The 25,632-nt window shown below is 66.2% G+C and carries 23 protein-coding genes and 4 pseudogenes; 17 read left to right on the top strand and 10 right to left on the bottom strand.

Features of this window, described 5'->3' with window-relative positions; translation table 11 throughout:
* Positions 1-155: 155 nt before the first annotated feature.
* The 3 genes from DID96_RS32490 to DID96_RS32480 form a co-directional block, all read right to left on the bottom strand.
* Complete coding sequence (locus DID96_RS32490; protein ID WP_124603309.1) at positions 156-410, bottom strand: hypothetical protein; 255 nt, start codon at positions 408-410, stop codon at positions 156-158.
* Between the two features lie 26 nt (positions 411-436).
* Positions 437-853, bottom strand: coding sequence for a hypothetical protein (locus DID96_RS32485; RefSeq protein ID WP_124603308.1), 417 nt, complete (start codon positions 851-853; stop codon positions 437-439).
* A 419-nt stretch (positions 854-1,272) separates the two neighbouring features.
* Positions 1,273-1,614: a helix-turn-helix domain-containing protein gene (locus tag DID96_RS32480; RefSeq protein WP_124603307.1), complete on the bottom strand. Its 342-nt coding sequence runs from the start codon at positions 1,612-1,614 to the stop codon at positions 1,273-1,275.
* 144 nt (positions 1,615-1,758) lie between these two features.
* Between DID96_RS32480 and DID96_RS32475 the strand changes: the two genes are divergently transcribed.
* Together DID96_RS32475 and DID96_RS32470 are read left to right on the top strand one after the other, a co-directional pair.
* Positions 1,759-2,133 (top strand): hypothetical protein, encoded by a 375-nt coding sequence (locus DID96_RS32475; RefSeq protein WP_124603306.1) that lies wholly within the window; start codon positions 1,759-1,761, stop codon positions 2,131-2,133.
* 123 nt (positions 2,134-2,256) lie between these two features.
* On the top strand, positions 2,257-2,742 hold the full coding sequence (locus DID96_RS32470) for a hypothetical protein (RefSeq protein WP_124603305.1): 486 nt from the start codon (positions 2,257-2,259) through the stop codon (positions 2,740-2,742).
* Here the strand turns inward: DID96_RS32470 and DID96_RS32465 are convergent.
* Together DID96_RS32465 and DID96_RS32460 are read right to left on the bottom strand one after the other, a co-directional pair.
* Positions 2,705-3,264, bottom strand: a pseudogene (locus DID96_RS32465) (ATP-binding protein); the annotation flags it as partial. The gene DID96_RS32470 and the pseudogene DID96_RS32465 sit on opposite strands and share 38 nt — an antisense overlap.
* 12 nt (positions 3,265-3,276) lie before the next feature.
* Positions 3,277-3,537 (bottom strand): annotated as a pseudogene (locus tag DID96_RS32460) (IS21 family transposase); the annotation flags it as partial.
* 122 nt (positions 3,538-3,659) lie between these two features.
* Between DID96_RS32460 and DID96_RS32455 the strand changes: the two are divergent.
* Positions 3,660-3,847 (top strand): annotated as a pseudogene (locus DID96_RS32455) (HU family DNA-binding protein); the annotation flags it as partial.
* Positions 3,848-3,993: 146 nt separating this feature from the next.
* Here DID96_RS32455 and DID96_RS32450 read toward each other — a convergent pair.
* A complete protein-coding gene (locus tag DID96_RS32450) occupies positions 3,994-5,805 on the bottom strand; it encodes an ExeM/NucH family extracellular endonuclease (protein WP_124603304.1) in 1,812 nt (603 codons plus the stop codon).
* Between the two features lie 1,216 nt (positions 5,806-7,021).
* Between DID96_RS32450 and DID96_RS32445 the strand changes: the two genes are divergently transcribed.
* Complete coding sequence (locus DID96_RS32445) at positions 7,022-7,933, top strand: NAD-dependent protein deacetylase (RefSeq protein WP_124603303.1); 912 nt, start codon at positions 7,022-7,024, stop codon at positions 7,931-7,933.
* Complete coding sequence (locus DID96_RS32440; protein ID WP_124603302.1) at positions 7,930-8,568, top strand: DUF938 domain-containing protein; 639 nt, start codon at positions 7,930-7,932, stop codon at positions 8,566-8,568. Before DID96_RS32445 ends, DID96_RS32440 begins: the two co-directional genes overlap by 4 nt.
* 14 nt (positions 8,569-8,582) lie before the next feature.
* On the opposite strand, the pseudogene DID96_RS39655 reads toward DID96_RS32440, so the two are convergent.
* Positions 8,583-8,657, bottom strand: a pseudogene (locus DID96_RS39655) (6-phosphogluconate dehydrogenase); the annotation flags it as partial.
* A gap of 6 nt (positions 8,658-8,663) precedes the next feature.
* Between DID96_RS39655 and gndA the strand changes: the two are divergent.
* Together gndA and DID96_RS32430 are read left to right on the top strand one after the other, a co-directional pair.
* On the top strand, positions 8,664-10,076 hold the full coding sequence (gndA, locus tag DID96_RS32435; protein ID WP_124603301.1) for an NADP-dependent phosphogluconate dehydrogenase: 1,413 nt from the start codon (positions 8,664-8,666) through the stop codon (positions 10,074-10,076).
* Positions 10,077-10,277: 201 nt separating this feature from the next.
* Complete coding sequence (locus tag DID96_RS32430) at positions 10,278-10,628, top strand: DUF4148 domain-containing protein (protein WP_124603300.1); 351 nt, start codon at positions 10,278-10,280, stop codon at positions 10,626-10,628.
* A 136-nt stretch (positions 10,629-10,764) separates the two neighbouring features.
* Here DID96_RS32430 and DID96_RS32425 read toward each other — a convergent pair whose 3' ends face one another.
* On the bottom strand, positions 10,765-11,085 hold the full coding sequence (locus DID96_RS32425; RefSeq protein ID WP_124603299.1) for a hypothetical protein: 321 nt from the start codon (positions 11,083-11,085) through the stop codon (positions 10,765-10,767).
* A 406-nt stretch (positions 11,086-11,491) separates the two neighbouring features.
* Here DID96_RS32425 and DID96_RS32420 point away from each other — a divergent pair, with 406 nt between their 5' ends.
* Positions 11,492-12,229, top strand: coding sequence for a peptidoglycan DD-metalloendopeptidase family protein (locus DID96_RS32420; protein ID WP_124603298.1), 738 nt, complete (start codon positions 11,492-11,494; stop codon positions 12,227-12,229).
* A gap of 45 nt (positions 12,230-12,274) precedes the next feature.
* On the opposite strand, the gene DID96_RS32415 is transcribed toward DID96_RS32420, so the two are convergent.
* Positions 12,275-12,913 (bottom strand): Pr6Pr family membrane protein, encoded by a 639-nt coding sequence (locus DID96_RS32415; protein ID WP_124603297.1) that lies wholly within the window; start codon positions 12,911-12,913, stop codon positions 12,275-12,277.
* Between the two features lie 226 nt (positions 12,914-13,139).
* Between DID96_RS32415 and DID96_RS32410 the strand changes: the two genes are divergently transcribed.
* The 5 genes from DID96_RS32410 (at position 13,140) to DID96_RS32390 (ending at position 18,900) form a co-directional block, all read left to right on the top strand.
* Positions 13,140-13,676, top strand: coding sequence for a cytochrome b (locus DID96_RS32410; RefSeq protein ID WP_124603296.1), 537 nt, complete (start codon positions 13,140-13,142; stop codon positions 13,674-13,676).
* Positions 13,677-13,844: 168 nt separating this feature from the next.
* Positions 13,845-14,222 carry a DUF2946 domain-containing protein gene (locus DID96_RS32405; RefSeq protein ID WP_124603295.1) on the top strand — a complete coding sequence of 126 codons (378 nt, stop codon included), beginning with the start codon at positions 13,845-13,847 and terminating at the stop codon, positions 14,220-14,222.
* 81 nt (positions 14,223-14,303) lie between these two features.
* A complete protein-coding gene (locus tag DID96_RS32400; RefSeq protein ID WP_124603294.1) occupies positions 14,304-16,514 on the top strand; it encodes a TonB-dependent copper receptor in 2,211 nt (736 codons plus the stop codon).
* Positions 16,515-16,740: 226 nt separating this feature from the next.
* Positions 16,741-17,835, top strand: coding sequence for a triacylglycerol lipase (locus DID96_RS32395; RefSeq protein WP_124603293.1), 1,095 nt, complete (start codon positions 16,741-16,743; stop codon positions 17,833-17,835).
* A gap of 3 nt (positions 17,836-17,838) precedes the next feature.
* Positions 17,839-18,900 (top strand): lipase secretion chaperone, encoded by a 1,062-nt coding sequence (locus tag DID96_RS32390; RefSeq protein WP_124603292.1) that lies wholly within the window; start codon positions 17,839-17,841, stop codon positions 18,898-18,900.
* Between the two features lie 81 nt (positions 18,901-18,981).
* Here the strand turns inward: DID96_RS32390 and DID96_RS32385 are convergent, their stop codons facing one another.
* Entirely contained in the window at positions 18,982-20,511 is a 1,530-nt protein-coding gene (locus DID96_RS32385) for a PLP-dependent aminotransferase family protein (RefSeq protein ID WP_124603291.1), read from the bottom strand.
* Positions 20,512-20,618: 107 nt separating this feature from the next.
* Here DID96_RS32385 and DID96_RS32380 point away from each other — a divergent pair, with 107 nt between their 5' ends.
* The 4 genes from DID96_RS32380 (at position 20,619) to DID96_RS32365 (ending at position 25,091) form a co-directional block, all read left to right on the top strand.
* The gene (locus DID96_RS32380) at positions 20,619-21,725 is read left to right on the top strand and encodes an ABC transporter ATP-binding protein (protein ID WP_124603290.1); all 1,107 of its coding nucleotides are present in this window, start codon (positions 20,619-20,621) and stop codon (positions 21,723-21,725) included.
* A gap of 71 nt (positions 21,726-21,796) precedes the next feature.
* The gene (locus tag DID96_RS32375; RefSeq protein ID WP_124603289.1) at positions 21,797-22,843 is read left to right on the top strand and encodes an ABC transporter substrate-binding protein; all 1,047 of its coding nucleotides are present in this window, start codon (positions 21,797-21,799) and stop codon (positions 22,841-22,843) included.
* Between the two features lie 99 nt (positions 22,844-22,942).
* Entirely contained in the window at positions 22,943-24,214 is a 1,272-nt protein-coding gene (locus DID96_RS32370) for an ABC transporter permease (protein ID WP_124603288.1), read from the top strand.
* 37 nt (positions 24,215-24,251) lie between these two features.
* Entirely contained in the window at positions 24,252-25,091 is an 840-nt protein-coding gene (locus DID96_RS32365; RefSeq protein ID WP_124603287.1) for an ABC transporter permease, read from the top strand.
* Positions 25,092-25,632: the final 541 nt, after the last annotated feature.

Below are 25,632 nucleotides of genomic sequence, written 5' to 3'. Positions count from 1 at the left end.
ATTCATCATGCGTCAGCAGCCTATATGCCGGCTGCAACAAAGACCGAATGTATGGCTGCAATCGACTTTGTCTGTCAGTGCCTGAAGATCCGTCCTTGCAATAGGGAGGCGTCCATGTATGTGGAGATCGCCATGCAACTCGCTTCCTCTTTCCATTACAGCGCCCCGATACTTCGCGCGGATTGATTCGCGCAGCGCAACGTGCTGGCGCTGATGTTCATGACCTCCATTGCCAGATGCTGAACGATCTCGTCGAACGTGTACCCTTTCTGTTGCGCGCCGCTGATCTGAGACTGCATTGACTTCACCGCGTCGCGTACGGTGACACGATGCTCGTGCGCGGGCTTTTCCGGCAGTGCATCAAGGAGGCGTGCCGCCGCGTCCCATTGGGCTTGAGTAAAGAGTTTCACGGACCGGCTTGATTTGCCTCGACACATTACGTTGCTGTCATCTCACGGAGCGGAAATTTTTTGTGCCTTCGTGCGTGGGTAAGCGCACGTTCAAATGGTCGCGACCACGAAGCCGAGGTCGCACCGCCGATCATGCGATCGATCATGTTCCAAAGATAGCGAAGCACTTTGGAAATCGGACGTGCACGATCTTGTGGGCAACGATCGCTGGCTTTCCCTCGACCGATCCAACGGACGCGACTCTCCTTCGCTTCGACGTCGATACAGGCTCGTTTGATTTGCGCTCGCACCAATATGTTCATGCGCTCGGCAGAGCGTCCTTCTTGCGCAATAAGCAGCCAGCCTGCGCGCTGCGATTGCTCTCGGCGTTCGGCTTTCCTGCGACAATGGATCAACTGATTGCCACGAATTTGCACACACACCACGCGCTCTTTTTGTCGCACTCGCTCGTTTTGCTGTGCAGGTCGCGTGATTTTCCCGTGCGGGCCGACTCAGCTTTTTGCAGGCGACCTCCGTTTTTCCGTGCAGCACGATCCATCACGCCCGCGGGTTTAGCGAATGGCGAAAACAAAGACATGAGAATGATGAACTGCTGCAGGATAGGCTTGCGCCGGTTTTAGGCGCCATGCACTTCTCAGTGTCGTACATTAAAGGTCGAGCATTCGGAAGCCACTTCGTGACCAGTTGGACTTTGCTTGCTTCCCGGCGACGCCTCGAGTCAACAAAGATGGGCATCCCTCTCCTGACGACATATGTCAATGGTCAGCGGCATAAGGGAGATGGAATGAACACCTCCCCTCCCTTTGGGGAAGCTTCGACGCTCATTGCGGCGTTGGCGAATGTGCCCCGTCTTCACAACCCTCTACGAATCACCGCTCTGTTTCACGCGGCGCGCTGGTGTACCCATGGTGTCCATAAGCGCCAGCATCGCAAAGCGCTGGTCTGCATCAAGCGCCCTGTATCGAGCCAAAATCTGCTGTTCCTCAACGGTCGATGCAAGCGTCGCGACCTGCCCAGTCAGCAGGTAGTACACGTCCACGCCGGCAGATGCCAGTCCGACGAGGTAATCGGAATTCGGTCGGCGCGTCCCTCTCTCGTAATGAAATTGCGCTTGCTTATGAACCCCACCGAGTTCGGCAAACTCCGGCTGGGTCAAACGCATGCGCTTGCGCTCCTGCTTAAGGCGTGTCGGAAAATCATCCATTTGTCATGTTTTGTTTATTGACAATGGTACAAACGAGTACTAATCTCGTCATACCATTTGGCTTCTCGATGTTACCGCACGCGCTGCCGGCGGGGCACCACTATGCCCGACGCAGGCGAGCGGTAAATCGGTCCGGAGGAAACCATGGCCAACTACATACTCCGCGGTGCGCTCCCGATGCGGGCGCAGTTTCGCCATGCACACGCCGAAAGCCTCGCAAGCAGGTTGACCGAACACGTCGATGTCGACGTGTATTTTGCTACCGACGCCGTCGCGCATTGTCTTGTTATCTGCGTAACCGGTGCCCTATTGCCCAACGAATGGTTCGCGATCGAGAAGGTGCTTGCCGACTTTGCACATGAATGGGCAAGCGCCGCCGCGATTTTCACAAGAAACTGGGCCGGCGACGTATCGTTCCTGCCGCTTGGCCTTGAACGTCACATTGACCTCTCCCGAGATTCGAGCATCTGGACCCGCAGACCAGTTCGCAACGCCCAACCGATGCACGGCGACCTTTGACGTCTGCTCCGAATGCCAAGCACGGCAGCACGCCGTCGCGTGGCCGCTGACCGCCTGTCCCACGCCGGAGCATCCAGGTCAGCCGCTTGATTCGTCCGGCGCAACAGCAGCGGAGTGACAATCATGGAGATTGAAGATACCCTGGACAAGGGCGAATATGTATTGTGCGGCGCGATGCCAGTGGACGCGGATATCGAACCCGAACACCTCGAAAGCGTTCGCCGGCACCTCGGTGGCATTGCCGATGTCTACCTCGCGCACGACGAGGTGGCAAACGCTGTTGCGGTCCGTCTATCCGGAGCCGTTTCGCGTGACGACGCGAAAGCGATCGACCGGCGGATTCAGAAGTTCGCACATGATCATTGCAGCGCCGGCGCCATCCTGTGGCGCGCATGGAACAGCTCGTGGAAATGGTTTGTGGTTGGGCTGGACTGGCAAGCTCAATGCCTACTGAAGCTTGCCGCCGCTGAGGAGCAGTTTGAGCGCCTTGAGGAACGAGGCTTCGATTTTGTGTTCTGGGTCCACCTGGATCCGACCGGTGAAGGCCATAACAACACATCTGGCAATCTCGTTGGTCGCCTTTCGATCGAAGCAGAAAGGCTCGAGTGACTTCAGTTCGTTCGCCCATTCCCCAATCGTCCAGTAGGAGAACGTGAACGCGGGCGACCTGTAGCAGCCATTTGGTGAAGCCGCCGTTGCCGTGCAACACGCGCAGTTCCTCGCCAAGTCGCGGCACACGCAAGTACAACTCGGAGTGCCAGCGCCGGCAGGCATACTGCGCCAAGGCGCAAGCGAGCCATGACTTCCCCGCGCTGGTTGGGCCGCTGATGAGCAGGCTGTAGCCGGCTTCGACCCAGTCGCCAAGGGCCAGGCTCGTGAGCGAGCGCGGGTCCACGCCGCGACCGGAGCGGGTGTCGAGGTCCTCGATGGCTGCCTGCGGATACTTGAGGCGCGCCTGCTTGAGCAGCCGGGTCCGGCGCCGATCATCACGCCAACTGGCTTCCCGGTCGACCAGTAGCGACAGGCGTTCCTCGAAGCTCAAGCTGGCCGCGCCGGGCTGCGTCAACTGTTCTTCCAGTCCGTGTCCAGCTTCAGCGTGCGCAGCTGGGTCAGGGTCTGTTGCATCATCATCGCGGGCTCTCTTTATTGGTAGTTGCTGGGGCCGCGTACATGCGCGTGGCTCGGGCTGATCCAATCGGCAGGCGTTGTCGCCGCGGCGCGGTCGCGGTTGTTGACCAAGATGTCGCGCACGTGGCGGTAACGGTGCACGCCCAGTTCCAGCGCCAGCGCACAGGCTGCTTCGAGACGCTCGCGGCCATAGCGACGGGAGAGCGAGAGCAATCCGAGCCACGTCCGATAGCCGTGTTCCGGGTGGCGTTGCTCCTGCAGCAGCCGGGTGACGAGCGCGCCGGATCGCTCAGAGAATTTTCAGCGAAGCACAGCCTGCCCGAACGCATTGCCAACTCTGACGCATTGCCGAGGTGCGACTTAATGCGGTAGGGTGGGCGTCCGAACGAGGTCGATTCATGAATAAGCAGGAACTCATTGATGCTGTCGTGGCCGATACCGGTCTTAGCAAAGCCGCCACCGGCGAAGCCACCAGGCCGTGCTAGACGTCATCGCGCGCGCGGTCAGCGCGGGCGACAGCGTGCAGCTCGTCGGCTTTGGCTCGTTCTCGCAAGGACAACGTGCCGCTCGGACCGGCAGAAAGCCAACGCCGTTATGGGTGGCTTGTTCAGCGTTGCCTTAGCCGGAGTCTGCATGGAGTTACGTTATCTACGGGGCGGCACCACTTCGTCGCGCGCGCGACGACATGCGGCGTGACGCGCACGCCGCATGTTCGAACACACTCACCGTCGATCAGCGGCCGCCCGGCAGCGCGATGTCGATCAGCACCGGATCGTGATCGGACGAGCGGTATGCGTCGGGCGCGTAGTACGTTCGTTGCTGCTCCGCCGTCTTGTACGCGAGCGTGTACTGCAGCGCGACCGGCTCGTCCGCATTGATGTGCCATTCATGCACGGCCTTCACGTGCGACGCGAGCGGCAGCGACGCGAGCGCGTGATCGAGATAACCCGCTTCGCCGTTATAGACGTAGCTGTACGCGTTGGCGCCGATCCAGCGCGACACGAGGTTCCGGTAGCCGCGCGACTCGAGCGCGCGGATCGGATCCTCATGCGTGTAGCTGTTGAAATCACCGATCAGCAACACGCCCTGGCCCGCGACGCCGGTCGGCGTGCCGGCGAGCCAGTCGGCGAGCTTGGCCGCCGCGCGCGTGCGCGTCGGGTTCCAGCAGCCCTGGCCGTCACCCTGGTCGAGATCGTCGTTCGCCGCATCCGGGCAATTCTTCGATTTCAGGTGGTTGACCGCGACCGTCAGCGCCTGCTTGCCGCCGACGCGCCGGAACGATTGCGCGAGCGGCTGGCGGTTCTTGTCGTCGATCGCGAGCGTTGCCGCGCGGCCGACGGGTTCGACCTTGCGGCTGTCGTAGATCATCGCGACCGCGATCGCGTCGCCGCCGAGCCGCGGCGTGCCCGGATCGACGACGCGCCAGTGGCTGCCGAGCTTCGCCGCGAGCTGGCGCACCGCGCTCAGTTCGCCGTAGCCGTTGTTCTGGATTTCCATCAGGCCGATCACGTCGGCGTCGAGCGCCTTCAGCGCGCTGACGATCTTCGCATCCTGGCGGACGAACTCCTGATAGTTCTTCGCGCCGCGGTTGTTCGGATCGTCGAAGCCGCCGCCGAGGCCGTTGCCGTTGAAATAATTCAGGACATTGAACGAAGCGACCCGCAGGTTCGAATGCAGATCGCGCGCGGGCGCCCGGGTGCGCGGATTCGCGCGCGCATCGAACGCCGGCGCGGGCGCGCCGGGCACCGGCTGCAGGCGCCATGCGCCGTAGCGCACCTCGAGCACGCCTTCGACGTTGCTGACCGTGTAGCCCGCGCGCAGCGTGTTCGCGGCGGAAAGTTCCGGCGCCGGATACGGCACGGTCGCGGGGTTCTGCCTGTTCGAGCCGTCGTCGAGGATCAGCCGGTTGCGCGCGTTCGCGTCGATTTGGGTCTGCGCCTGCGCGGGCGGCACGACGCTCGTCGGTATGCGCAGACGGCCGTTGCTGAGCAGCACGCTGCCGTAGCGGCCGAGCTCGTAGTTGTCGGTCACGTTCAGCGTCTGCGGCAGGCGCACGAGCATGCCCTCATACGCGGCGAACGCATTCGGGCTGTCGACCGGCAGCGTGAGCATCGCGGGCGTGACCGACTGGCCGTTCGCGCAAACCGCGATGCCGCCTGACAGCGTGAGCTGTGTCTGCCCGTATTTCTCGTCGACCCTGCCCGTCACGTGCACGAGATCGCCCGCCTTCGCGCGCGCTTTCGGCGAATAGACGAACAGCCCCTCGGAGACGCCCGGCTGGTTGCGGCGCTGCGCATCGGCCTGCTGGACGAAGAAGCCGCCGAAGCCGTCGGTGCCGCCGAAATCGGCAGTGACGACAGCTTCGATCGACACGTTCTGGCCAGCGAGCGGCGACGGCGCGCCCGGACCTTGAATCTCGGCGATCGGCGTCGCGCTGCCGCCGCAGGTCGCGCTGACGGGCGCGGCGGTGGCCGCGAACGCTGGCGCGGCGGCGAGGGCGGGCAGGAGCGACAAGGTAGCAAACAGCGGCATCGAGGGGCGCATGGCGGGGAATCCCGGTTGTGAGGGTGGCGAAAGCTTAGCGGCGCCAGATGACGGTTTTTTGTAAATAATTGACAGGCGTATGTAATTTTATTTTCATGGATGAACCGCCGTGTGGCGGCTGCTCCGGCATGCATTTCCGAAACCGTGTCGCGTGAAGTGCGTTTCAGTTCTGAAACATTCGCCGTCTCCTGCCGCGCACGCCGCTTGCGCGCTCATCACGGAGGCCCGCCAGGCTTGGCGTTGCGCCCGATGGTGCGTTCCTTGCGTATCTCTGGGTGCCGCCAGCAGGAACGTCGACGAAGTCAGATCGATAATCACGCACCGGCGGTCAGGGAGCATTTCAATCGGGGACACGAGAATGAAAAGAGATCACATCGCAACGCGCCGTGTTGCAAACATGAATCGCCGAAAATCTCGGGTCCTCAATTCACACCTGCACGAGGTGACTTGATCACGTTCGGCACCGAATCCCGTCCGGAAATCCGCGTCCACTTCATCGGACTTTCGCGCATGCATGGCGAATGAGGCCGACGGTCGAGTGCATTGTGACGACAGCGGCGAGCGACAGAAGCGAGCGTCGGCCTACGGACGGCCCTTCAAGCAATTTGATTTGTCATCCTGATTAATGAAGTGCGGGTCTTGCGTGTCGCGCGATGCATCGGCGAGTGACACGTTGACCGGAACCGGCTTCGACGCGCGGGCGGTGTGATTCAAAACCGAAACCTGATGCGCCGACCGAACGGACGCACCTTGAACGACTTCGGGAATCCGGGCAGCCGGAACGAGCAGGGAGGACAAGCAGCGTGCAGCGCCGCGAATGACACAAGAGGATTGGCGTCGGCCGGGGATCATCCGTCGGGCAAGGCTTCGCGGATGTAACGACGCCAGGTTTCCAGTTGATCCACAACCCCGATGGATCAATTGTTCAAGCGCCCATCACCTTTTGGCGGATGGGCGCCTTTTTTTGCACGCGACGATTTGACGGCCGGCGCGGTCTTGCGGCTGTACGATCGCACCGTTGGTTCCGGTGGCTCGCGAGTCGCCAGCCTGATCGTTCCGGGTTTCGGTATCATGTGCTGGCATGCTGGCATGCTGGCATGCTGGCATGCTGGCATGCTGGCATGCTGGCATGCTGGCGGGCCTTGCGTATTCCAACCGCCGCCCACACCCGTTCATCGCGGGCCCGGTCTTTCCCGCCGGATCCGCCGTCGCCGTCATGACCGACTTCGCCGACTTCGCTTCAACCGACTCGTCTTCATCCGCCGTCGTCGACACCACAGCGCTCGATGCGCTGCATGCGTTCGTCGAGCGCCATCCGCGCCTGCTCGTGCTGACGGGCGCCGGCATCAGCACCGATTCCGGCATTCCCGGCTATCGCGATCGCAACGGTCAGTGGATGCGTTCGCCGCCGATCCAGCTTCACGAATTCCTGGGTTCCGACGCCGCACGCCGGCGCTACTGGGCACGCAGCATGATCGGCTGGCCCGTCGTCGGCCGTGCGCAGCCGAACCGTTCGCACGTCGCACTCGCGCAGCTTGGCGCGGCCGGGCGCATCGAACGTCTCGTCACGCAGAACGTCGACGGCCTCCATCAGCGCGCCGGCAGCGGCGACGTGATCGAACTGCACGGCGGCATCAACGGCGTCACGTGCCTCGATTGCGGCGCGCAGCACGCGCGGGCCGCGATCCAGGCCGTGCTCGAGGCGGAAAATCCCGAACTGCTCGGCGCGCAGGCGCAGCCAGCCGCCGATGGCGATGCGCATCTCGAATGGGAGGCGCTCGATACGTTCCGCATCCCGGCCTGTCCGGCTTGCGGCGGCCTGCTGAAGCCGGCCGTCGTGTTCTTCGGCGAAAACGTGCCGCGCGAGCGGGTTGCCGAGGCGGCGCGCGCGCTCGACGCGGCGGACGCGCTGCTGGTGGTCGGCTCGTCGCTGATGGTGTATTCGGGCTATCGCTTCTGCGTGTGGGCGCACGCGCAGAACAAGCCGGTCGCCGCGCTCAACCTCGGCCACACGCGCGCCGATCCGATGCTGACGCTGAAGGTCGAGGCGCGTTGCGCGCCCGCGCTCGATGCGCTGAATGCGCGGCTCGGCCTCGCCGATCTCGACACGGAGCATCGAGCATCATGACCGGCACGACTCCCGCCGATCCGTCGCTGCGGCTTTCGGCGCCCGCGGCCGAGCGCAACCGCGGGCCGATTCTCGACGTATTGCGCCGCGTGTTGCCGGCGAGCGGCGACGTGCTCGAGATCGCGAGCGGCACCGGCCAGCACGTCGTGCATTTCGCGGCGGGGCTGCCGGGCTTGCGCTGGCAGCCGAGCGACCCCGACGCGCAGGCACGGCAGTCGATCGCCGCGTGGATCGCGCATACGGGGGTGCCGAACGTGCGCGCGCCGCTCGCGTTCGACGTGCGCGACGCGGTGTGGCCGTTCGCGGCGCTCGACGCGATCGTCTGCATCAACATGATCCACATCTCGCCATGGGCATGCGCACAAGCGCTGTTCGCCGGCGCGTCGCGTGTGTTGCGGCCGGCCGGTGTGCTGATGCTGTACGGACCGTATCGCCGCGAAGGCCGGCACACCGCGCCGTCGAACGAAGCCTTCGACGCGCAGTTGAGGCTGCGCGATCCGTCATGGGGCGTGCGCGATCTCGAGGCCGTCGTCGCACTCGGGCTCGATTGCGGGCTCGACTGCATCGAGGTGGTCGAGATGCCCGCCAACAACCTGAGCATCGTGTTCCGGCGCCTGCCGCACACGGAACAATGACGCGCCGCGCGCATCGCGGCCGGGTTTCCCTTATCCTTTCGCCTGTGCGCGCGACCCGCTCGGGTCGCGCCCTGTTTTTTCCGGAGAATTGACTAATGGGCAAACAAGCAATCGGTGTGATCGGCCTCGCGGTAATGGGCCGCAACCTCGCTCTCAATATCGAAAGCCGCGGCTATGCGGTGTCGGTATACAACCGCAGCCGCGAGAAAACCGACGAATTGATCGCCGAATTCCCCGGCCGCAACCTGGTGCCGACCTATACGCTCGAGGAATTCGTCGGGTCGCTCGAAACGCCGCGCCGGATCCTGATGATGGTGAAGGCCGGCACTGCGACCGACGCGACGATCGCCGCACTCAAGCCGCTGCTCGAGAAGGGCGACGTGCTGATCGACGGCGGCAACACGCATTTCACGGATACGATCCGCCGCAACCAGGAACTCGCGCAGTCGGGCCTGCATTTCATCGGCACCGGCGTGTCGGGCGGCGAGGAGGGCGCGCTGCGCGGCCCGTCGATCATGCCCGGCGGCCAGCGCGACGCGTACGACCTCGTCGAGCCGATCCTCAAGCAGATCGCCGCGAAGGCGCCTTCGGACGGCGAGCCGTGCGTCGCCTACATGGGGCCGGACGGCGCGGGCCACTACGTGAAGATGGTCCACAACGGGATCGAGTACGGCGACATGCAGCTGATCGCCGAGAGCTATGCGGTGCTGAAGGGCGTCGCGGGCCTGACGAACGACGAACTGGGCGCCGTCTATACCGAGTGGAACCAGGGCGAGCTCGACAGCTACCTGATGGAGATCACGTCGAAGATCTTCGGCAAGAAGGACGACGAAACCGGCAAGCATCTGGTCGACGTGATCCTCGATCGCGCGGCGCAGAAGGGCACCGGCAAGTGGACGAGCCAGAACGCGCTGGATCTCGGCGTGCCGCTGCCGCTGATCACCGAGTCGGTGTTCGCGCGCGTGCTGTCGTCGCTGAAGACGGAGCGCGTGGCGGCCAGCAAGGTGCTGTCGGGCCCGTCCGCGACGCCGCTGCAAGGCGATCGCGCAGCGTTCGTCGAGGCCGTGCGTCGTGCGCTGTACCTGAGCAAGGTGATCTCGTACGCGCAGGGCTTCGCGCAGCTGCGCACCGCGTCCGAGGAATATGGCTGGAACCTCGATCTGGGCACGATCGCGAAAATCTTCCGCGCAGGCTGCATCATTCGTGCGCGCTTCCTGCAGAAGATTACGGATGCATACGCGAAGGATCCGGCGCTCGCGAACCTGCTGCTCGACCCGTATTTCCAGGACATCGCCGCGAATTACCAGGCTTCGCTGCGCGAGGTCGTGATCGCGGCGGTGCAGGCTGGCGTGCCGGTGCCGGCATTCGCGTCGGCAGTTGCGTACTTCGACAGCTATCGTTCGGAACGGCTGCCGGCGAACCTTGTGCAGGCGCAGCGCGATTTCTTCGGCGCGCACACGTTCGAGCGTACCGACAAGCCGGGCAGCTTCCACGCGAACTGGTCGTAAGCCGCAAGCGGCAGCGGCAATTGTTGCGAAAATCTATGCTTTCGATAGGGTTTTTCGATACCGGATCCCGGAATTGTTAGCTCCGCCGAAACAGTGTTTTTGTCGTTTCATGGTTTTCCCTAAGTGATTGCGGGACTAGACTTCGTTCCATCGCTGCAGACATGGTGTGTGCGGCGGAGCAAAAAATCACGGAGGTAAGTCATGAAATCGCTGATCGCAACGTTCGCTGCTGCTGCCGTTCTCGCTGTTCCGGCCGTCTCGTTCGCCCAACAAAGCGGCACGGTCACCCGCGACCAGGTCAAGGCCGAGCTGGTCCAGCTTCAACAAGCCGGCTACAAGCTCGGCAGCGACCGCACCACCTATCCGGAAGGCCTCCTGGCCGCCGAAGCGCGCGTGCAACCGCAACAGAACGTCGCCACCGCCGATACGAGCGGTGTCGGCGCGCAACCGGCCGCCCAGCAGGAGTCCGGTGCACCGGCAGCGGCCACGAACGCCTGGCCGAACGGAATCAAGCGCGTCGCCGACGGCGCGCCGGTCTACAAGGGTCGTTGATCGAGGCGGCCGCGAGGCCGCAGCCGGCTGTCCGCCGGATTCGCTTCACCCGCCCGAGCTTGTTCATGCAGCCCATCGTTCCGCGATATGGAACGATGGGCTGTGTTCTTTTGTGGCCGGGAGGGAGCGGGTTGCGTCAATGCAGCGGCCGCTTGCCGCGGCCGATGTCCTTGAACAGCTTGTCGGCCGGCTCCAGCGCCATCAGCCAGGTTTCGTCGTAGCCGCTCAGCGTGTCGAGCGCGTCGCGCAAGCGCTCGATCGCCGCGACAGGCAGCTCGACGCTGCGGCGCGCACCGCCCGACAGATGCGTGACGCTGGCGAGCTGAACGAGCGCGTCCGCGGCCTCGGCGACGTCGCTCGCAAACATCAGGTGCCGGTTGAGCAATTCGACGAGCCCGCTCGAACCGGCGAAATCCTCGGCGTTGAGCTGGACGGATAGAAACATCGCATTGTTCATTGTCGGTCTCCTCGCGAAGGCGGATCGGGCAGCGTTTCAGTGAGTATAGGTGACGGGTCTCGACCGGGCGGCCGGGCGGCGGCAATGCCGCGCCGGCGCGGGCTCTGGCGCCGTCGCCGGTCGGCCGGCAGGCGCTGCGCATCTGCAGGACGCATCTGCAACACGCATCTGCAAGAATAGGGCGGCGGACAGGCGCTTGTCGTCGTCCGGACCGCCGCGGTGGTATCTTTGCCGGTCGGGATGGCGCGCAACGGGCCGGCGAGTCCGTGCGCGGCGCCCCGATGATCTGGAAACTGCCGGCCGCACGCGCGGTCGGATATCGATGGGTCCGGCCGTTGCGCCGGACATCGTGCGTCGCACGCCGGAGGGCGGCAGGCGGCGCATCGAGGCAAATCCGGGAGGTACCTTGAGAGAAATTATTCCCATCCGCGCTTCGCTGAAACGCCGGCTGCCGCAGGCGGCGCTGGCTGCAGCCGTGATCGCGCTGACCGGCTGTACGGCGACGTCGTGGACCGACTACTGGCAGCCGTACCGGCCGTCAACGCCCGCCGCGCCGGCGAGCACGTCCGGCGGTGTGCTGGCAGGCTACTACCGCGCGAATCCGGGCGACACGCTCGCGAGCATTGCGGGCGCATTCGGGCAGCGGCTGCAGGATGTCGCGAACTGGAACCACATGGCGACGACGAGCGCGGTCACGCCCGGCCAGGTGCTGCGCGTCGCGCCGCCGCCCGCCGTGACGTCGTTGACGCCGCAGCCGGCACCGAGCCAGGCGGGCGCGCTGGCGTGGCCCGCCACCGGTGTCGTGACGACGCCGTTCGCGACCGGGAGGACACGCGGGATCGTGATTGCCGCGTCCGGACCCGATCACACGGTGCGCGCCGCCGCGAATGGCCGGGTCGTCTATGCAGGGTCCGGCGTCCAGGCATACGGCCCGCTCGTGATCCTGAAACACGAGAACGGCCTGATCACGGCCTATGGCCACAACGGCAAGCTGCTCGTCAACGAAGGCGATGCCGTGCGCGCGGGCCAGCCGGTCGCCGAAATGGGCACCGATGCGAGCGGCCGGGCGACGTTCGAATTCGAAGTCCGGCAGAACGGCAAGGTGGTCGATCCGATGGGTTTCCTGCCGAGGAACGGCGGCTGACGCCACCCTGGCGTGTGCCCCGCAACGGGCGCGCACGCGGGCCGTTCAGTGTTCCTGCGTCGTCGCGTCGACCTGCCGCTGCCGGTTGCCGAGCCAGCGGATCGCCATCGCGAGCAGGGTCGAGCCGACCGCGATCAGTGAGCATTGCAGTGCAACGGGCAGATAGCCGTGCAGCCGCGGGTCGACGAACGGATACGGATACCAGTTTTCCCACGAGCCGCGTACGAGCGTGTACGCGAGATAGACGATCGGAAAGCCGAGCCACGCGGCCGCGCTCTGCCATGAAATCGGCGAGCGCGGCTCGACGTACAGCCAGTCGCCGAGCACGACGAGCGGCACGATCCGGTGCAGCACCCAGTTGTGGAGGGGCGGGGTGATGTGCCGCAGCGCGTCGAGACGGGCCAGCAGCAGTTCGTAGACGATTGCGGTGATCAGCATGTACAGCACGGCTGCACCGCGCATCGATTCGTAGCGCGGCGAGACCGGGGGGCGCGTGATGCGCCAGAGGCCTGCGCACAGCATGGTCGCGGCGTAGAGGCTGCTCAGCTGGGTGAAATAGCTCAGGTAGTTGCCGAGATGAAACGCCGGCATGCCCCAGCGGCCGGCGATGCCGTGCAGCGTCGTGGACAAGGCGAGCAGCGCGGCAATCAGCCGGTAGGCTGCAACGAAATACGCTTTGCCCATGATGCTGCACGACGTCGACGCTAAAGCTCCATCGTGCCACAGCCGTACTCGCGTGTGATGCGTTTCCGCGCATGTCGTCGCATGCCGTTGGGGCGTGACGGATTCTTCGGATATTTGACCGCGACGGACCATCCCGCGGCCCATGTCGCTACAATCGCTGCTGGCGCACCGGGCGCTGGCCAGCGCCCGCCGCAGCCGATTCCCCCATTACAAGACGAGACCGAGCATGAGAAACATCCTCGCCAAACAGGCGCGCTACAGCACACCCGCGATCTTCTTTCACTGGGCGATCTTCGTGCTCGTCGCGCTCGCCTATCTCGCGATCGAGGTCCGCGGGCCGAAAGGCAGCGACAGCCGCGTGTTCTGGATGAACGTGCACGTCACCGCGGGCACCTGCGTGCTGCTGCTGTCGGTGTTGCGGATCGTGTGGCGGGCGGTCAGCCGGGTGCCGGAGCCGGTGCCGCAGCCTGCGCTGCTGCAGTGGCTCGCGAAGCTCACGCACGTCGCGCTGTACGCGTTCATCATCGCGCAGCCGCTGCTCGGCATCCTGATGATCAACCTCGGCGGCAAGCCGGTATCGCTCGACTGGCTCGGCGTGTCGTTCACGCTGGTCGGGCCCGACAAGGCGCTGCGGCCGACCGTCAAGGATGCGCACGAGCTGATCGGCAACGCGTTCTATTTCGTGATCGGCCTGCACGCGCTGGCCGCGATCTATCACCATTACGTCCGACGCGACGGCATGATGCGCCGCATGTCGCTGTGATCTGCCGCGGCCGGATCGCCGCACGATGCCGCGGGCGCATGGTTGTGCAAACAACCATGCGCCCGCGGTGCATTTGGGGGGCTGTGTCGCACTGGCCATTGAGCTGAAGATTCTGTAACATTCGGGCTGTTTTACATTCCGCTTACTCTCGCCTGATCGACGCCGCACATGCCGAACCGACATCGCACCCTGACTGCCTGGCTGGGCATGCTCGCGATCTGGTTCGCGATCGTCGCGCCGCTGGCATCGCAGTGGCGCGTTGCGCAGTCTGCGCAGGCATTGGCGCCGGATGCGATCGTCTGCAGTGCAGAGCATGGCGCCCGTCGCTCGCCCGACGCAGGCGGCGCGCATCAACATGCACTGCATCTCGATGCGTGCGGCTATTGCAGTTTCTTCTCGCACAGCCCGGCGATCGGCGGTCCGTCCGTCGCGCCGGATCTCCCCGTCTTCCTTCCGGCTCCGTCCGCCGCTGCGCCCGTCGCGGTCGCGGCGAGCGTCGCCCGCTATCCGCGCGCGTATCCGCGCGCACCGCCCGAGAACGCCTGACGCGTTTTCTTCCGTTTCTCATTCCGCCGATATCCGTGCGATCCGTCGATCGCGTGGAGGGCGTTACTCGGGCTTTCGATCATGATCATTCTTCAATTGCGCGCGCAATCGGCGCTGCGCAATATTGGTTCGCGGCGTGCGCCGCTGTTGTTGAAACTCACGATGCCGGCGCTGGCCGCCGGCGCGATGACCGCGGCGTGCGCCGCAACCGGGGCCACAAGCGGGGCCACAACCGAGGCCACCACCGGGGCAACAAGCGGGGCAACAAGCGGGGCAACAAGCGGGGCCGCGCGTGCAGCCGACACGAACCCGGCCGCGCAGGCCGACGCGGCACCGATGCTGCCGCCGATCGAGGTCGTCGCGTCGCCGCTGACGACGCCGCTCGTCATCGTCACCAATCCGAAGACGCCGCGCCAGCCGCTGCCCGCCAGCGACGGCGCGGATTACCTGAAGACGATTCCGGGTTTCGCGTCGATCCGCAGCGGCGGTACGAACGGCGACGCGGTGCTGCGCGGGATGTTCGGCTCGCGGCTGAACATCCTCGCGAACGGGATGCCGACGCTCGGCGCGTGTCCGGGCCGGATGGACGCGCCGACGTCGTACATCGCGCCGGAAAGCTACGACAAGCTCACCGTCGTGAAGGGGCCGCAGACGGTGCTGTACGGCCCCGGCGCGTCGGCCGGCACGGTGCTGTTCGAGCGCACGACGCGGCGCTTCGACAAGCCCGGCATGCGTTTCGACGGCAGTCTCGTGGGCGGCTCGTTCGGCCGCAACGACCAGAACCTCGACGTGACGGCCGGCACGCCGGACGTGTACGGCCGCGTGACCGCGAATCACGCGCATTCGAACGACTACGAGGACGGCAACGGCCGCACGGTGCCGTCGCAGTGGGACAAGTGGAATGCGGACGCCGCGTTCGGCTGGACGCCCGACGCCCACACGCGCGTCGAGCTGACGGCGGGCGGCGGCGACGGTTATGCGCGCTACGCGGGCCGCGGGATGGACGGCGCGCATTTCCGCCGCGAGACGTTCGGCCTGTCGTTCGACAAGCAGCACATCGGCGACGTGCTCGATCGGGTCGAGGCGCGCGTGTACTACAACGAAGCCGATCACGTGATGGACAACTACACGTTGCGGCAGCCCGACCCGACGAGCAGCATGCCGATGCGGATGGCGTCGGAAGTACGGCGGCGCACGTTCGGCGCACGGGCCGCGGCGACGTTCCGTTTCGCCGACGATTTCAAGCTCGTCGCGGGCGTCGACGCGCAGTCGAACCAGCTCGATTCGCGCTCGGCGATGGGCCGCCAGAACTACGCGGACAAGCCATGGAACGCGCAGACGACGATGTGGAACACGGGCGCATTCGGCGAGCTGACCTGGAATGCGAGCGATGCGTCGCGCGTGATCGGCGGCGCGCGCGTCGACTATGCGAGCGCGCGCGACAAGCGGCCGACGACGGGCGGCATGATGGGCAAGCCGAACCCGACGTTCGACGACGACCGCTCCCGCGTGCTGCCGAGCGGCTTCATCCGCTACGAGCGGGATCTCGCGGCACTGCCGGTCACGTGGTACGCGGGGATCGGCCATGCGGAGCGCTTTCCCGACTACTGGGAGCTGTTCTCCGCGAAGCGCGGGCCGGACGGTGCGGTCAATGCGTTCTCGGCGATCAAGCCCGAGAAGACGACGCAGCTCGACATCGGCGCGCAGTACCGGAGCGACCGGCTCGACGCGTGGGTGTCGGCGTACGCGGGCTACGTACAGGACTTCATCCTGTTCAATTACTCGGCCGGCATGATGGGCACGACCACGCAGGCGACCAACGTCAATGCGCAGATCATGGGCGGCGAGGCGGGCGTCGCCTGGCGGCCGGTCGCGCCGTTGCGCGTCGAGACGTCGCTCGCGTATGCGTGGGGGCGCAACGTGGCGAGCGGCGATCCGCTGCCGCAGATGCCGCCGCTCGAGGCGCGCTTCGGGGTCGAGTACACGCGCGGCGCATGGTCGGCCGGCGGGCTGTGGCGGGTCGTTGCACCGCAGCGTCGCGTTGCGCTGAACGAGGGCAACGTCGTCGGCAAGGATTTCGGTCCGAGTGCGGGCTTCGGTGTGCTGTCGCTGCATGCGCAATACAACCTCAGCAAGACCGTGCAGCTGTCCGTCGGCATCGACAACCTGCTCGACAAGGCCTACACGGAGCATCTGAACCTCGCGGGCAACGCGGGCTTCGGCTACGCGGCCAACACGCCGGTGACCGAGCCGGGCCGCACCGCGTGGGTGCGGGTCAGCGCGAAGATGTAAGCGCCGCGCATGCTGCGTGTGCAGCGCAGCATGCGTTTGCGCGGGCGGCGCCCCGCCGGATCGGGCCGCCCGCGTCAACCGATTAGAGAACCGTATCTAGAGGGGGCGCAAACGTTGGCCAGTCGTGTTTCACTCCCGCAGTCGACGCATCGGCGCACTCGAGCGCGACTGCGGCGCCGACACGATCTCACTCGCACCAGCAGGACAAAACAACAGGAGAACATGCATGGCCAGATCGATGCGTTCGAGGGTGGTGGCAGGGGCAGTGGCATGCGCGATGAGCGCAGCGCCGTTCGCAGGGCTGACCGCGGCGATGACGGCAGCGACGACGCGCGCGGCGGCAGCGGCGACCGCGCCGGCAGACGATTATGCGGCGACGCAGTACCCGATCATTCTCGTGCACGGGCTGACGGGCACCGACCGGTACGCCGGCGTGCTCGAGTACTGGTACGGCATCCAGGAGGATCTGCAGCAGCGCGGCGCGACGGTCTACGTCGCGAACCTGTCGGGCTACCAGAGCGACGACGGCCCGAATGGCCGCGGCGAACAGTTGCTCGCGTACGTGAAGCAGGTGCTGGCCGCGACAGGCGCGACCAAGGTCAACCTGGTCGGCCACAGCCAGGGCGGGCTGACGTCGCGCTACGTTGCCGCCGTCGCGCCGGAGCTCGTCGCATCGGTGACGACGATCGGCACGCCGCACCGCGGCTCGGAATTCGCCGATTTCGTGCAGGGCGTGCTCGCCTATGACCCGACCGGTTTGTCGTCGTCGGTGATCGCGGCCTTCGTTAATGTGTTCGGCATCCTGACGAGCAGCACGCTCAATACCAACCAGGACGCGCTCGCCGCGCTGAAGACGCTGACCACGTCGCAGGCCGCGACATTCAACCAGAACTATCCGAGCGCGGGCCTCGGCGCGCCCGGCTCGTGCCAGACCGGTGCGGCGACGGAGACGGTCGGCGGCAACACGCATCTGCTGTATTCGTGGGCCGGCACCGCGATTCAGCCGACGATTTCGGCGTTCGGGGTCACGGGCGCGCAGGACGCGAGCACGATCCCTGTCGTCGATCCGGCGAATGCGCTCGATCCTTCGACGCTCGCGCTGCTCGGCAGCGGCACGGTGATGGTCAATCGCGGCGCGGGCCAGAACGACGGCGTCGTGTCGAAGTGCAGCGCGCTGTTCGGGCAGGTGCTGAGCACGAGCTACAAGTGGAACCACGTCGACGAGATCAACCAGCTGCTCGGCGTGCGCGGCGCATATGCGGAGGATCCGGTCGCGGTGATCCGCACGCATGCGAACCGGCTGAAACTCGCGGGCGTGTGATCGATGGCCGCACGCGAAGGACGCGCGCCGCTCGTGCGGCGCGTCGCAGCCTATGCGGCCGTGGGTGCGGTCGCGGCGATCGTGGCGATCGTGGCGGTTGGCCTCGCGCTGTGGCACGGTGTGGCCATGCCGCGCGGCCCGCACGCCGGGCATCTGGCCGGCGATGCGGCGACGGCCGGCGGCACGGCCGGCGCGATGCCGGCGGCGGTCGCGCCGGACGGCGCGAGCCTGCCGGCGTCGCTCGCCGGATCGAGCGCGCCGCGCCTGCCGCTCGATCCGGCCGGCCATCTCGCGAAAGTGCGCGCGGTGCGTGATTTCTTCGACTTCTGCCTGACCGCGCAGAGCGACCTGAGCGCGGCCGCGCTCGATGCGCTCGTCGAGCGCGAGATCGCCGCGCAGCTCGACGCCACGGTCGCGCAGGGGGAAGCGCTCGACGTCTGGCACCGCTACCGCGCTTATCTGGCCGCGCTCGCAAAGCTGCCGGATGCGGGCGGCGTGCCGAACAAGTTCGACGTCGGCGCGCTGCAGCTCGCGCTCGACCAGCGCGCGTCGATCGCGTACCGGACGCTCGGCGACTGGAGCGAACCGTTCTTCGGTGCGGAACAATGGCGTCAGCGCTACGATCTCGCGCGGCTGAAGATCACGCAGGACCGCACGTTGACCGACGCGCAGAAGGCCGAGCGGCTCGCGGCGCTCGACCAGCAGCTGCCGGCCGACGAGCGCGCCGGGCAGCAGCGCATCGCGCGGCAGCAGGCCGCGCTCGCGCAGATCGCGCAACTGCAGCAAGCGGGCGCGACGCCGGATGCGATGCGTGCGCAATTGACGCAGTCGCTCGGGCCGCAGGTTGCCGAGCGCGTCGCGCGCCTGCAGCAGGACGACGGCGTGTGGCAGAGCCGTTACGCGGACTATGCGGCGCAGCGCGCGCAGATCGATGCGGCAGGGTTGTCGCCGCAGGATCGCGACGCGCAGGTCGCGGCGCTGCGGCTGCGCCTGTTCACGAAGCCGGGCGAAGCGTTGCGCGCGGCGTCGCTCGATCGCGGCGCGGCGGCCGTGCCGTCGCGATAGAACGCGCGATCGCAACAGAACGCGCCGTGGCAACAGAACGCACCGTCGCAATCGAACGCCCGGCGGGCGCGGCAAACCGGCTCACGCCGCGCGCGTGACGCGCGTCGGCAGGTGTTGCTCGATCGTCATCGCGAGCGTATCGAACGCCGGGCCGATGACGTCGTGTGCAACGCACGCGTAGCCGAGCAGCAGGCCCGGACGCGCGGTGGCCGGGCTGCTGTAGTAGCCCGTCAGCGGCCGCACGATCACGCCGGCGTCGAATGCGCTCTGCGTGATCGCGCGATCGTCGCAGGATTCGGGCAGGCCGAGCACGAGATGCAGGCCCGCTTCGTCGCCCATCACCGGCAGCGCGTCGCCGAAGCGCGCATGAATCGCGTCGATCAGCAACTGCCGCCGCTCGCCGTACAGCGTGCGCATGCGCCGCACGTGCGAGGTCAGATAGCCGTCCATGATGAACTCGGCGAGCACCGCCTGCTGCATCAGCTGGCCTTCGCGATACAGCTCCGACAAACCGGTGCGGAACGTGTCGACGAGATGCTCGGGCACGACCATGTAGCCCATCCGCAAGCCTGGGAACAGCATCTTGCCGAGGCTGCCGACGTAGATCACGCGCCCGCCTTCGTCGAGCCCCTGCAGCGACGCGAGCGGCCGGCTGCCGTAGCGGAACTCGCTGTCGTAGTCGTCCTCGATGATCCAGCAGCGATGCTGCCGCGCATATTCGAGCAGCATGCGGCGCCGCGCGAGGCTCATCACCATCCCGAGCGGATACTGGTGCGATGGCGTGACGAGCACGAGCCGCGGCGGATGCTGCAGGTCGCTCGCGCGCGGGTCGAGCCCCTCCTGGTCGACGGGCACCGGCGTGAGCGTCAGCCCGGCCGCCTGCAGCACGCTGCGCGCGCCCCAGTAGCAGGGCTCTTCGACCCACGCGCGATCGCCGATGTCGGACAGCAGGCGCACCGCGAGATCGATCGACTGGTGGATGCCCGTCGTGATGATCACCTGGTCCGGCGAGCACTTCACCGAGCGCGCGACGCGCAGGTAATCGGCGAGCGCGCGCCGCAGCGGCCGGTAGCCGCCGCCCGGCGCATACGTCAGCAGCTCCGGGTTCGCTTCCTTCCACAACCGCGCCTGCAGGCGGCTCCACTGGCGGCTCGGGAATTCCGATACGTCCGGCACGCCCGGCATGAACGCGCCCCACTGGCGCCGCGACACGCCGGCGTGCTCGATCAGCTGCCGGCCGCGCATCGACAGGGCGGTCTGCGCGTCGTCGTGCTGCAGCGCCGCATCGCCGGCGGAAGGGGGCGGCAGTGCGCCGCCCGGCGCCCGCATCGCCGCGGCGTCCGGGCGCGTATCGGCAACATAGGTGCCGCTGCCGGTGGTCGTCAGCACGTAGCCTTCGGCGGTGAGCTGGTCGTACACGTGCAGCACGGTATTGCGCGCGATCGACAGGTCGGCGGCGAGCGTGCGCGAGCTGGGAAGTTTGGTTCCTGGCCCCAATTCCCCGGTCAGGATCGCTTGCTGCATCTGCTGCAGCAGCTGGCGATACATCGGCTCGGACGAGCCGCGGTCGAGGCGGGCGGAGAGCCAGTCGGCAAGGATCACGGTATCCAAAGTGGTTCCACCGGGAATATTGAAATGGTTCCCTATTGTAGAACCGTGCGCGCCGTATAGTCGTCTACAACTCAATGAGATCTGTCACAACGCAGGGGACAGCCACGATGAAGACCGATGAAGTGATCGTCAGTTTCCGCGGTGTGCGGAAGACCTACGACGGCGAAACGCTCGTCGTGAAGTCGCTCGACCTCGACATCTACCGGGGAGAATTCCTGACGCTGCTCGGGCCGTCCGGCTCCGGCAAGACGACCTGCCTGATGATGCTGGCCGGCTTCGAATTCCCGACGGGCGGCGAGATCCGGCTCGACGGCGAGCTGCTGAACCACGTGCCGCCGCACAAGCGCAACATCGGCATGGTGTTCCAGAACTATGCGCTGTTCCCGCACCTGACCGTCGAGCAGAACGTGGCGTATCCGCTGACGGTGCGCAAGCTGCCGGCCGGCGAGCGCGCCGAGCGTGTTGCGCATGCGCTGAAGATGGTGCAGATGGAGCGCTTTGCGAAGCGTTACCCGGCGCAACTGTCGGGCGGCCAGCAGCAGCGCATCGCACTGGCGCGCGCACTCGTGTTCGAGCCGAAGCTCGTGCTGATGGACGAGCCGCTCGGCGCGCTCGACAAGCAGCTGCGCGAACACATGCAGTACGAACTGAAGGCGCTGCACGAGAAGCTCGGCGTGACCTTCGTCTACGTGACGCACGACCAGGGCGAGGCGCTGACGATGTCGGACCGCGTCGCCGTGTTCGACAAGGGCATCGTGCAGCAGCTCGACACCGTCGATCGCCTGTACGAATCGCCGTGCAACGAATTCGTCGCGAACTTCATCGGCGACAGCAACCGGCTGCGCGGCACCGTCGCGCGCGTCGACGGCGAGTTCTGCGAATTCCATCTCGACGACGGCACGAAGCTCGTCGGCCGCAACATCGGCAACGCGGCGGCGGGCGCACCGGCGGTTGCGTGCATCCGTCCCGAGCGGATGAGCCTCATGCAGCACGACGGCAACGGCCACGCGAACGGCGCGGCTGCGAACCGGCTTGCCGGCGAGGCCCGCAGCCTGATCTATTTCGGCGATCACGTGCGCATGCGCTGCGCGCTGCCGGGGCAGGACGAATGCTTCGTCAAGGTGCCGCTCGGCACCGGCGCGCTCGACGCGTTTTCGCCCGGCGCGCCGGTCGGCCTCGCGTTCGCGCCGGAACATCTGCGCGTATTCGCGTAATCACCGCTTCACGCTTTTTCACAGCACGTCGTCCACAAGAACGGCTCACTTCCACCACGAGAGGAACCATCATGAATCGAGCAAGCTTCACGGCGCGCCGCACGGCGTTCGCACTGGCGCTGGCGGTGTTCGGCGCATCCGCTTCGGCGGCCGAGATCACCGTCGTCAACTTCGGCGGCGCGAACGGCGACGCGCAGAAGGTCGCGTTCAACCAGCCGTTCGAGAAGTCGACCGGCAACAAGGTCACCGCCGTCGAATACAACGGCGAGCAGGCGAAAGTGAAGGCGATGGTCGAGGCGAAGCACGTCAACTGGGACGTGGTCGAGGTCGAATCGGGCGACCTGAACCGCGGCTGCGACGAAGGGCTGTACGAGAAGCTCGACTGGGCGAAGATCGCGAAGAAGTCCGACCTGATTCCGGAATCGCCGCAGACCTGCGGCGTCGGCTTCTTCGTGTGGTCGACGGCGCTCGCGTACAACGCGGACAAGCTGAAGACTGCGCCGACGAGCTGGGCCGATTTCTGGGACGTGAAGAAATTCCCGGGCAAGCGCGGGATGCGCAAGGGCGCGCGCTACAACCTCGAGTTCGCGCTGATGGCCGACGGCGTCGCGCCGAAGGACGTCTACAAGGTGCTCGGCACGAAGGCCGGCCAGGACCGCGCGTTCAAGAAGCTCGACGAGCTGAAGCCGAACATCCAGTGGTGGGAAGCTGGCGCGCAGCCGCCGCAGTTCCTCGTCGCCGGCGACGTCGTGATGTCGACCGCGTACAACGGCCGCATCAGCGCCGCGCAGAAGGAAGGCAAGAACCTGAAGGTGGTCTGGAACGGCAGCATCTACGATCTCGACTTCTGGGCGATTCCGAAGGGCTCGCCGAACAAGGCGCTGGCCGAGCAGTACATCGCGTACACGCTGACGTCGAAGCCGCAGCAGGACTACGCGCACAACATCTCGTACGGCCCCGCGAGCGTCGCCGCGATCAAGGCGCTCGACGCGAAGACGCTCGCGAACCTGCCGAACTCGCCGAGCAACGGCAAGAACGCGGTGCTGCAGGATATCGGTTTCTGGACCGACCACAGCGACGAGCTCGAACAACGCTTCTCGGCATGGGCCTCGAAGTAAGCGCGTCGCAGTCCTGACGCAACCGGCCGCGCGACGCGCCCGCATCGCGGCGCTTCGCGCGGCACGCCGCCGGATTCCCGGTCCGGCCGGAGAGAACCGTTGAATACGATGACGATCGCTACCTCTTCGTCGACGCAGTCGACTGCCGCGCTGAAACGCGAACTGAAGACCGCCGAAGCCAAAAAGCGCGCGATGGCGCTGCTGCTGGTCGCGCCGCTCGCGGTCTTCCTGCTGCTGATCTTCGTCGTGCCGATCGGCGCGCTGCTGACGCGCGCGGTGCAGAATCCGGAAATCGCGACCGCGCTGCCGAAGACGGTCGCCGCGCTGTCCGGCTGGGACCGCAAGGCGCCGCCCGCCGACGCGGCTTACGTGGCGCTTGCCGCCGACATGGCGAAGGTCGCGGACAGCGAGGCGATGGGTGCGCTCGCGCGGCGGCTCAACACCGAGATTCCCGGCTACCGCTCGCTCGTCGCGAAGACCGCGCGCGCAATGCCGCTCGCGGGCGACAACGGGCAGCCGCTCACGCCCGCGCAGATTCGCGGCAAGCTCGTCGAGCTCGATTCGCGCTGGGGCGAGCCGACCTACTGGCAGGCGATCGCGAAGAATGGCAGCGCGTACTCGCCGTTCTACCTGCTCGCCTCGCTCGATCACAAGCAGGACGGCTTCGGCCACGTCGTGCCCGCCGATCCGGACCAGTCGATCTATCTCGCGATCTTCGGCCGCACGCTGCTGATCGGCTTCGCGGTGACGCTGTTCGCGCTGCTGCTCGGCTATCCGCTCGCGTACTGGATCTCGACGCTGTCGGAGCGGCGCGCGAACCTCGTGATGATCCTCGTGCTGATTCCGTTCTGGACGTCGGTGCTGGTGCGCGTCGCCGCGTGGATCGTGCTGCTGCAGAGCGAAGGGCTCGTCAACAAGGCGCTGCTCGGCAGCGGGTTGATCTCGCAGCCGCTCGCGCTGCTGTTCAACCGCGTCGGCGTGTACATCTCGATGACGCACATCCTGCTGCCGTTCATGATCCTGCCGCTCTTCAGCGTGATGAAGGCGATCCCGCCGACCTACCAGCGTGCGGCGATCTCGCTCGGCAGCCATCCGTTCGCCGCGTTTTGGCGTGTGTACGTGCCGCAGACCTATCCGGGCATCGGCGCGGGCGCGCTGCTCGTGTTCATCCTCGCGATCGGCTACTACATCACGCCGGCGCTGCTCGGCGGGCCGAACGACCAGATGGTCAGCTACTACGTCGCGTACTTCACGAACGTGACGATCAACTGGGGCATGGCGTGTGCGCTCGGCGGACTGCTGCTCGCCGCGACGCTCGTGCTGTACGCGGTGTATGGCCGCTTCACGCGCTCGAACGTGAGCCTCGGCTGAGCACGCGCAACCACGAACAAGGGAAGGGGATTCGACCATGAAACTGCTCGCCAGGCCGCTGTTCGCGCCGCACATGTCGTTCGTCGAACGCGCGTGGTACGTCGCGCTGCGCGTGCTCGTCGTGTTGACGCTGCTGTACCTGATCCTGCCGGTGCTCGCGATCGTGCCGCTGTCGTTTTCGTCGAGCACGTTTCTCGTCTATCCGATTCCGGGCTTCTCGACGCGCTGGTACGAGAACCTGATCGCGTCCGACGAGTGGCGGATGGCCGCGAAGAACAGCTTCATCGTCGCGCCGTCGGCGACCGTCGTCGCGACCGTGCTCGGCACGCTCGCCGCGATCGGCCTCACGAAGTCCGACTTCCGCGGCAAGGGGCTGCTGATGGCCGTGCTGCTGTCGCCGATGATCGTGCCGGTGGTCGTGGTCGGCGTCGGCATGTACCTGTTCTTCGCGCCGCTCGGCCTCGCGAACACCTATACGGGGCTGATCTGCGCGCATGCGGCGCTCGGCGTGCCGTTCGTCGTCACGACGGTCGCCGCGACGCTGCAGGGCTTCAACCACAACCTCGTGCGCGCGAGCCTGTCGCTCGGCGCGAACCCGGTCACGACGTTCTTCCGCATCACGCTGCCGGTGATCGCGCCGGGCGTGATGTCGGGCGCGCTGTTCGCGTTCGCGACGTCGTTCGACGAAGTGGTGGTCACGCTGTTCCTCGCGGGCGCCGACCAGACGACGCTGCCGCGCCAGATGTTTACCGGGATTCGCGAGAACATCAGCCCGACGATCGCCGCGCTCGCGACGATCCTGATCGTCTTTTCGACGAGCCTGCTGCTCGCGCTCGAATGGCTGCGCGGGCGCAATGCGGCGCGGGCGGTGCGTTGACGGCAAGGCGCTGCGCCGTTCGGCGCGGCGCTGAATGCGTCGCCGCGCGCAGCACGGCGACACGCAAGCTTTCGTTTTGCTGACTGACGGCGCGGCTGCCTGCGCATGGCCCGATGCTTTGCGGAAGACGGGTTGGTGCTCAAGGCGCTGCCGTTTTCGTCGACGGGCTTTCATTGGTCGATGTACTGGCATCGGCGCCACGATAGCGCGCCGGCGCAAGCGTGGCTGAGGGAGAAAATTCGCGCCGCGGCTCGCCGCCTCGCGTAGCGCGCCGGCCGGTGCCATCGTTCATCATGATTCACCCCGTGGATAGTGGTGGGCGATGCGTGCGGACCGGGCGGCGCGTCGACGCGGGCAGATGAAAAAAGGGGCGGTTGCCACCGGGGTGTTCCGAACTGTGGAACACAGTCTTTCGGACGACTTTCGGCGAGCGCAGGCGGCCCGCAAATTAGAGTAAATACTCGACTGACTGCACGTTCGAAAAAAAAGCCCGGTACGAGACCGGGCTTCCAAATCGGCCGCAGCCGCCGAAGCGGTGCGG

Origin of the sequence: Burkholderia sp. Bp8963, from assembly GCF_003854275.1 — a bacterium.
Classification (GTDB): domain Bacteria; phylum Pseudomonadota; class Gammaproteobacteria; order Burkholderiales; family Burkholderiaceae; genus Burkholderia.
The sequence above is the reverse complement of the archived record's forward strand: the minus strand, read 5'-3'. Positions and strand labels throughout refer to the sequence as shown.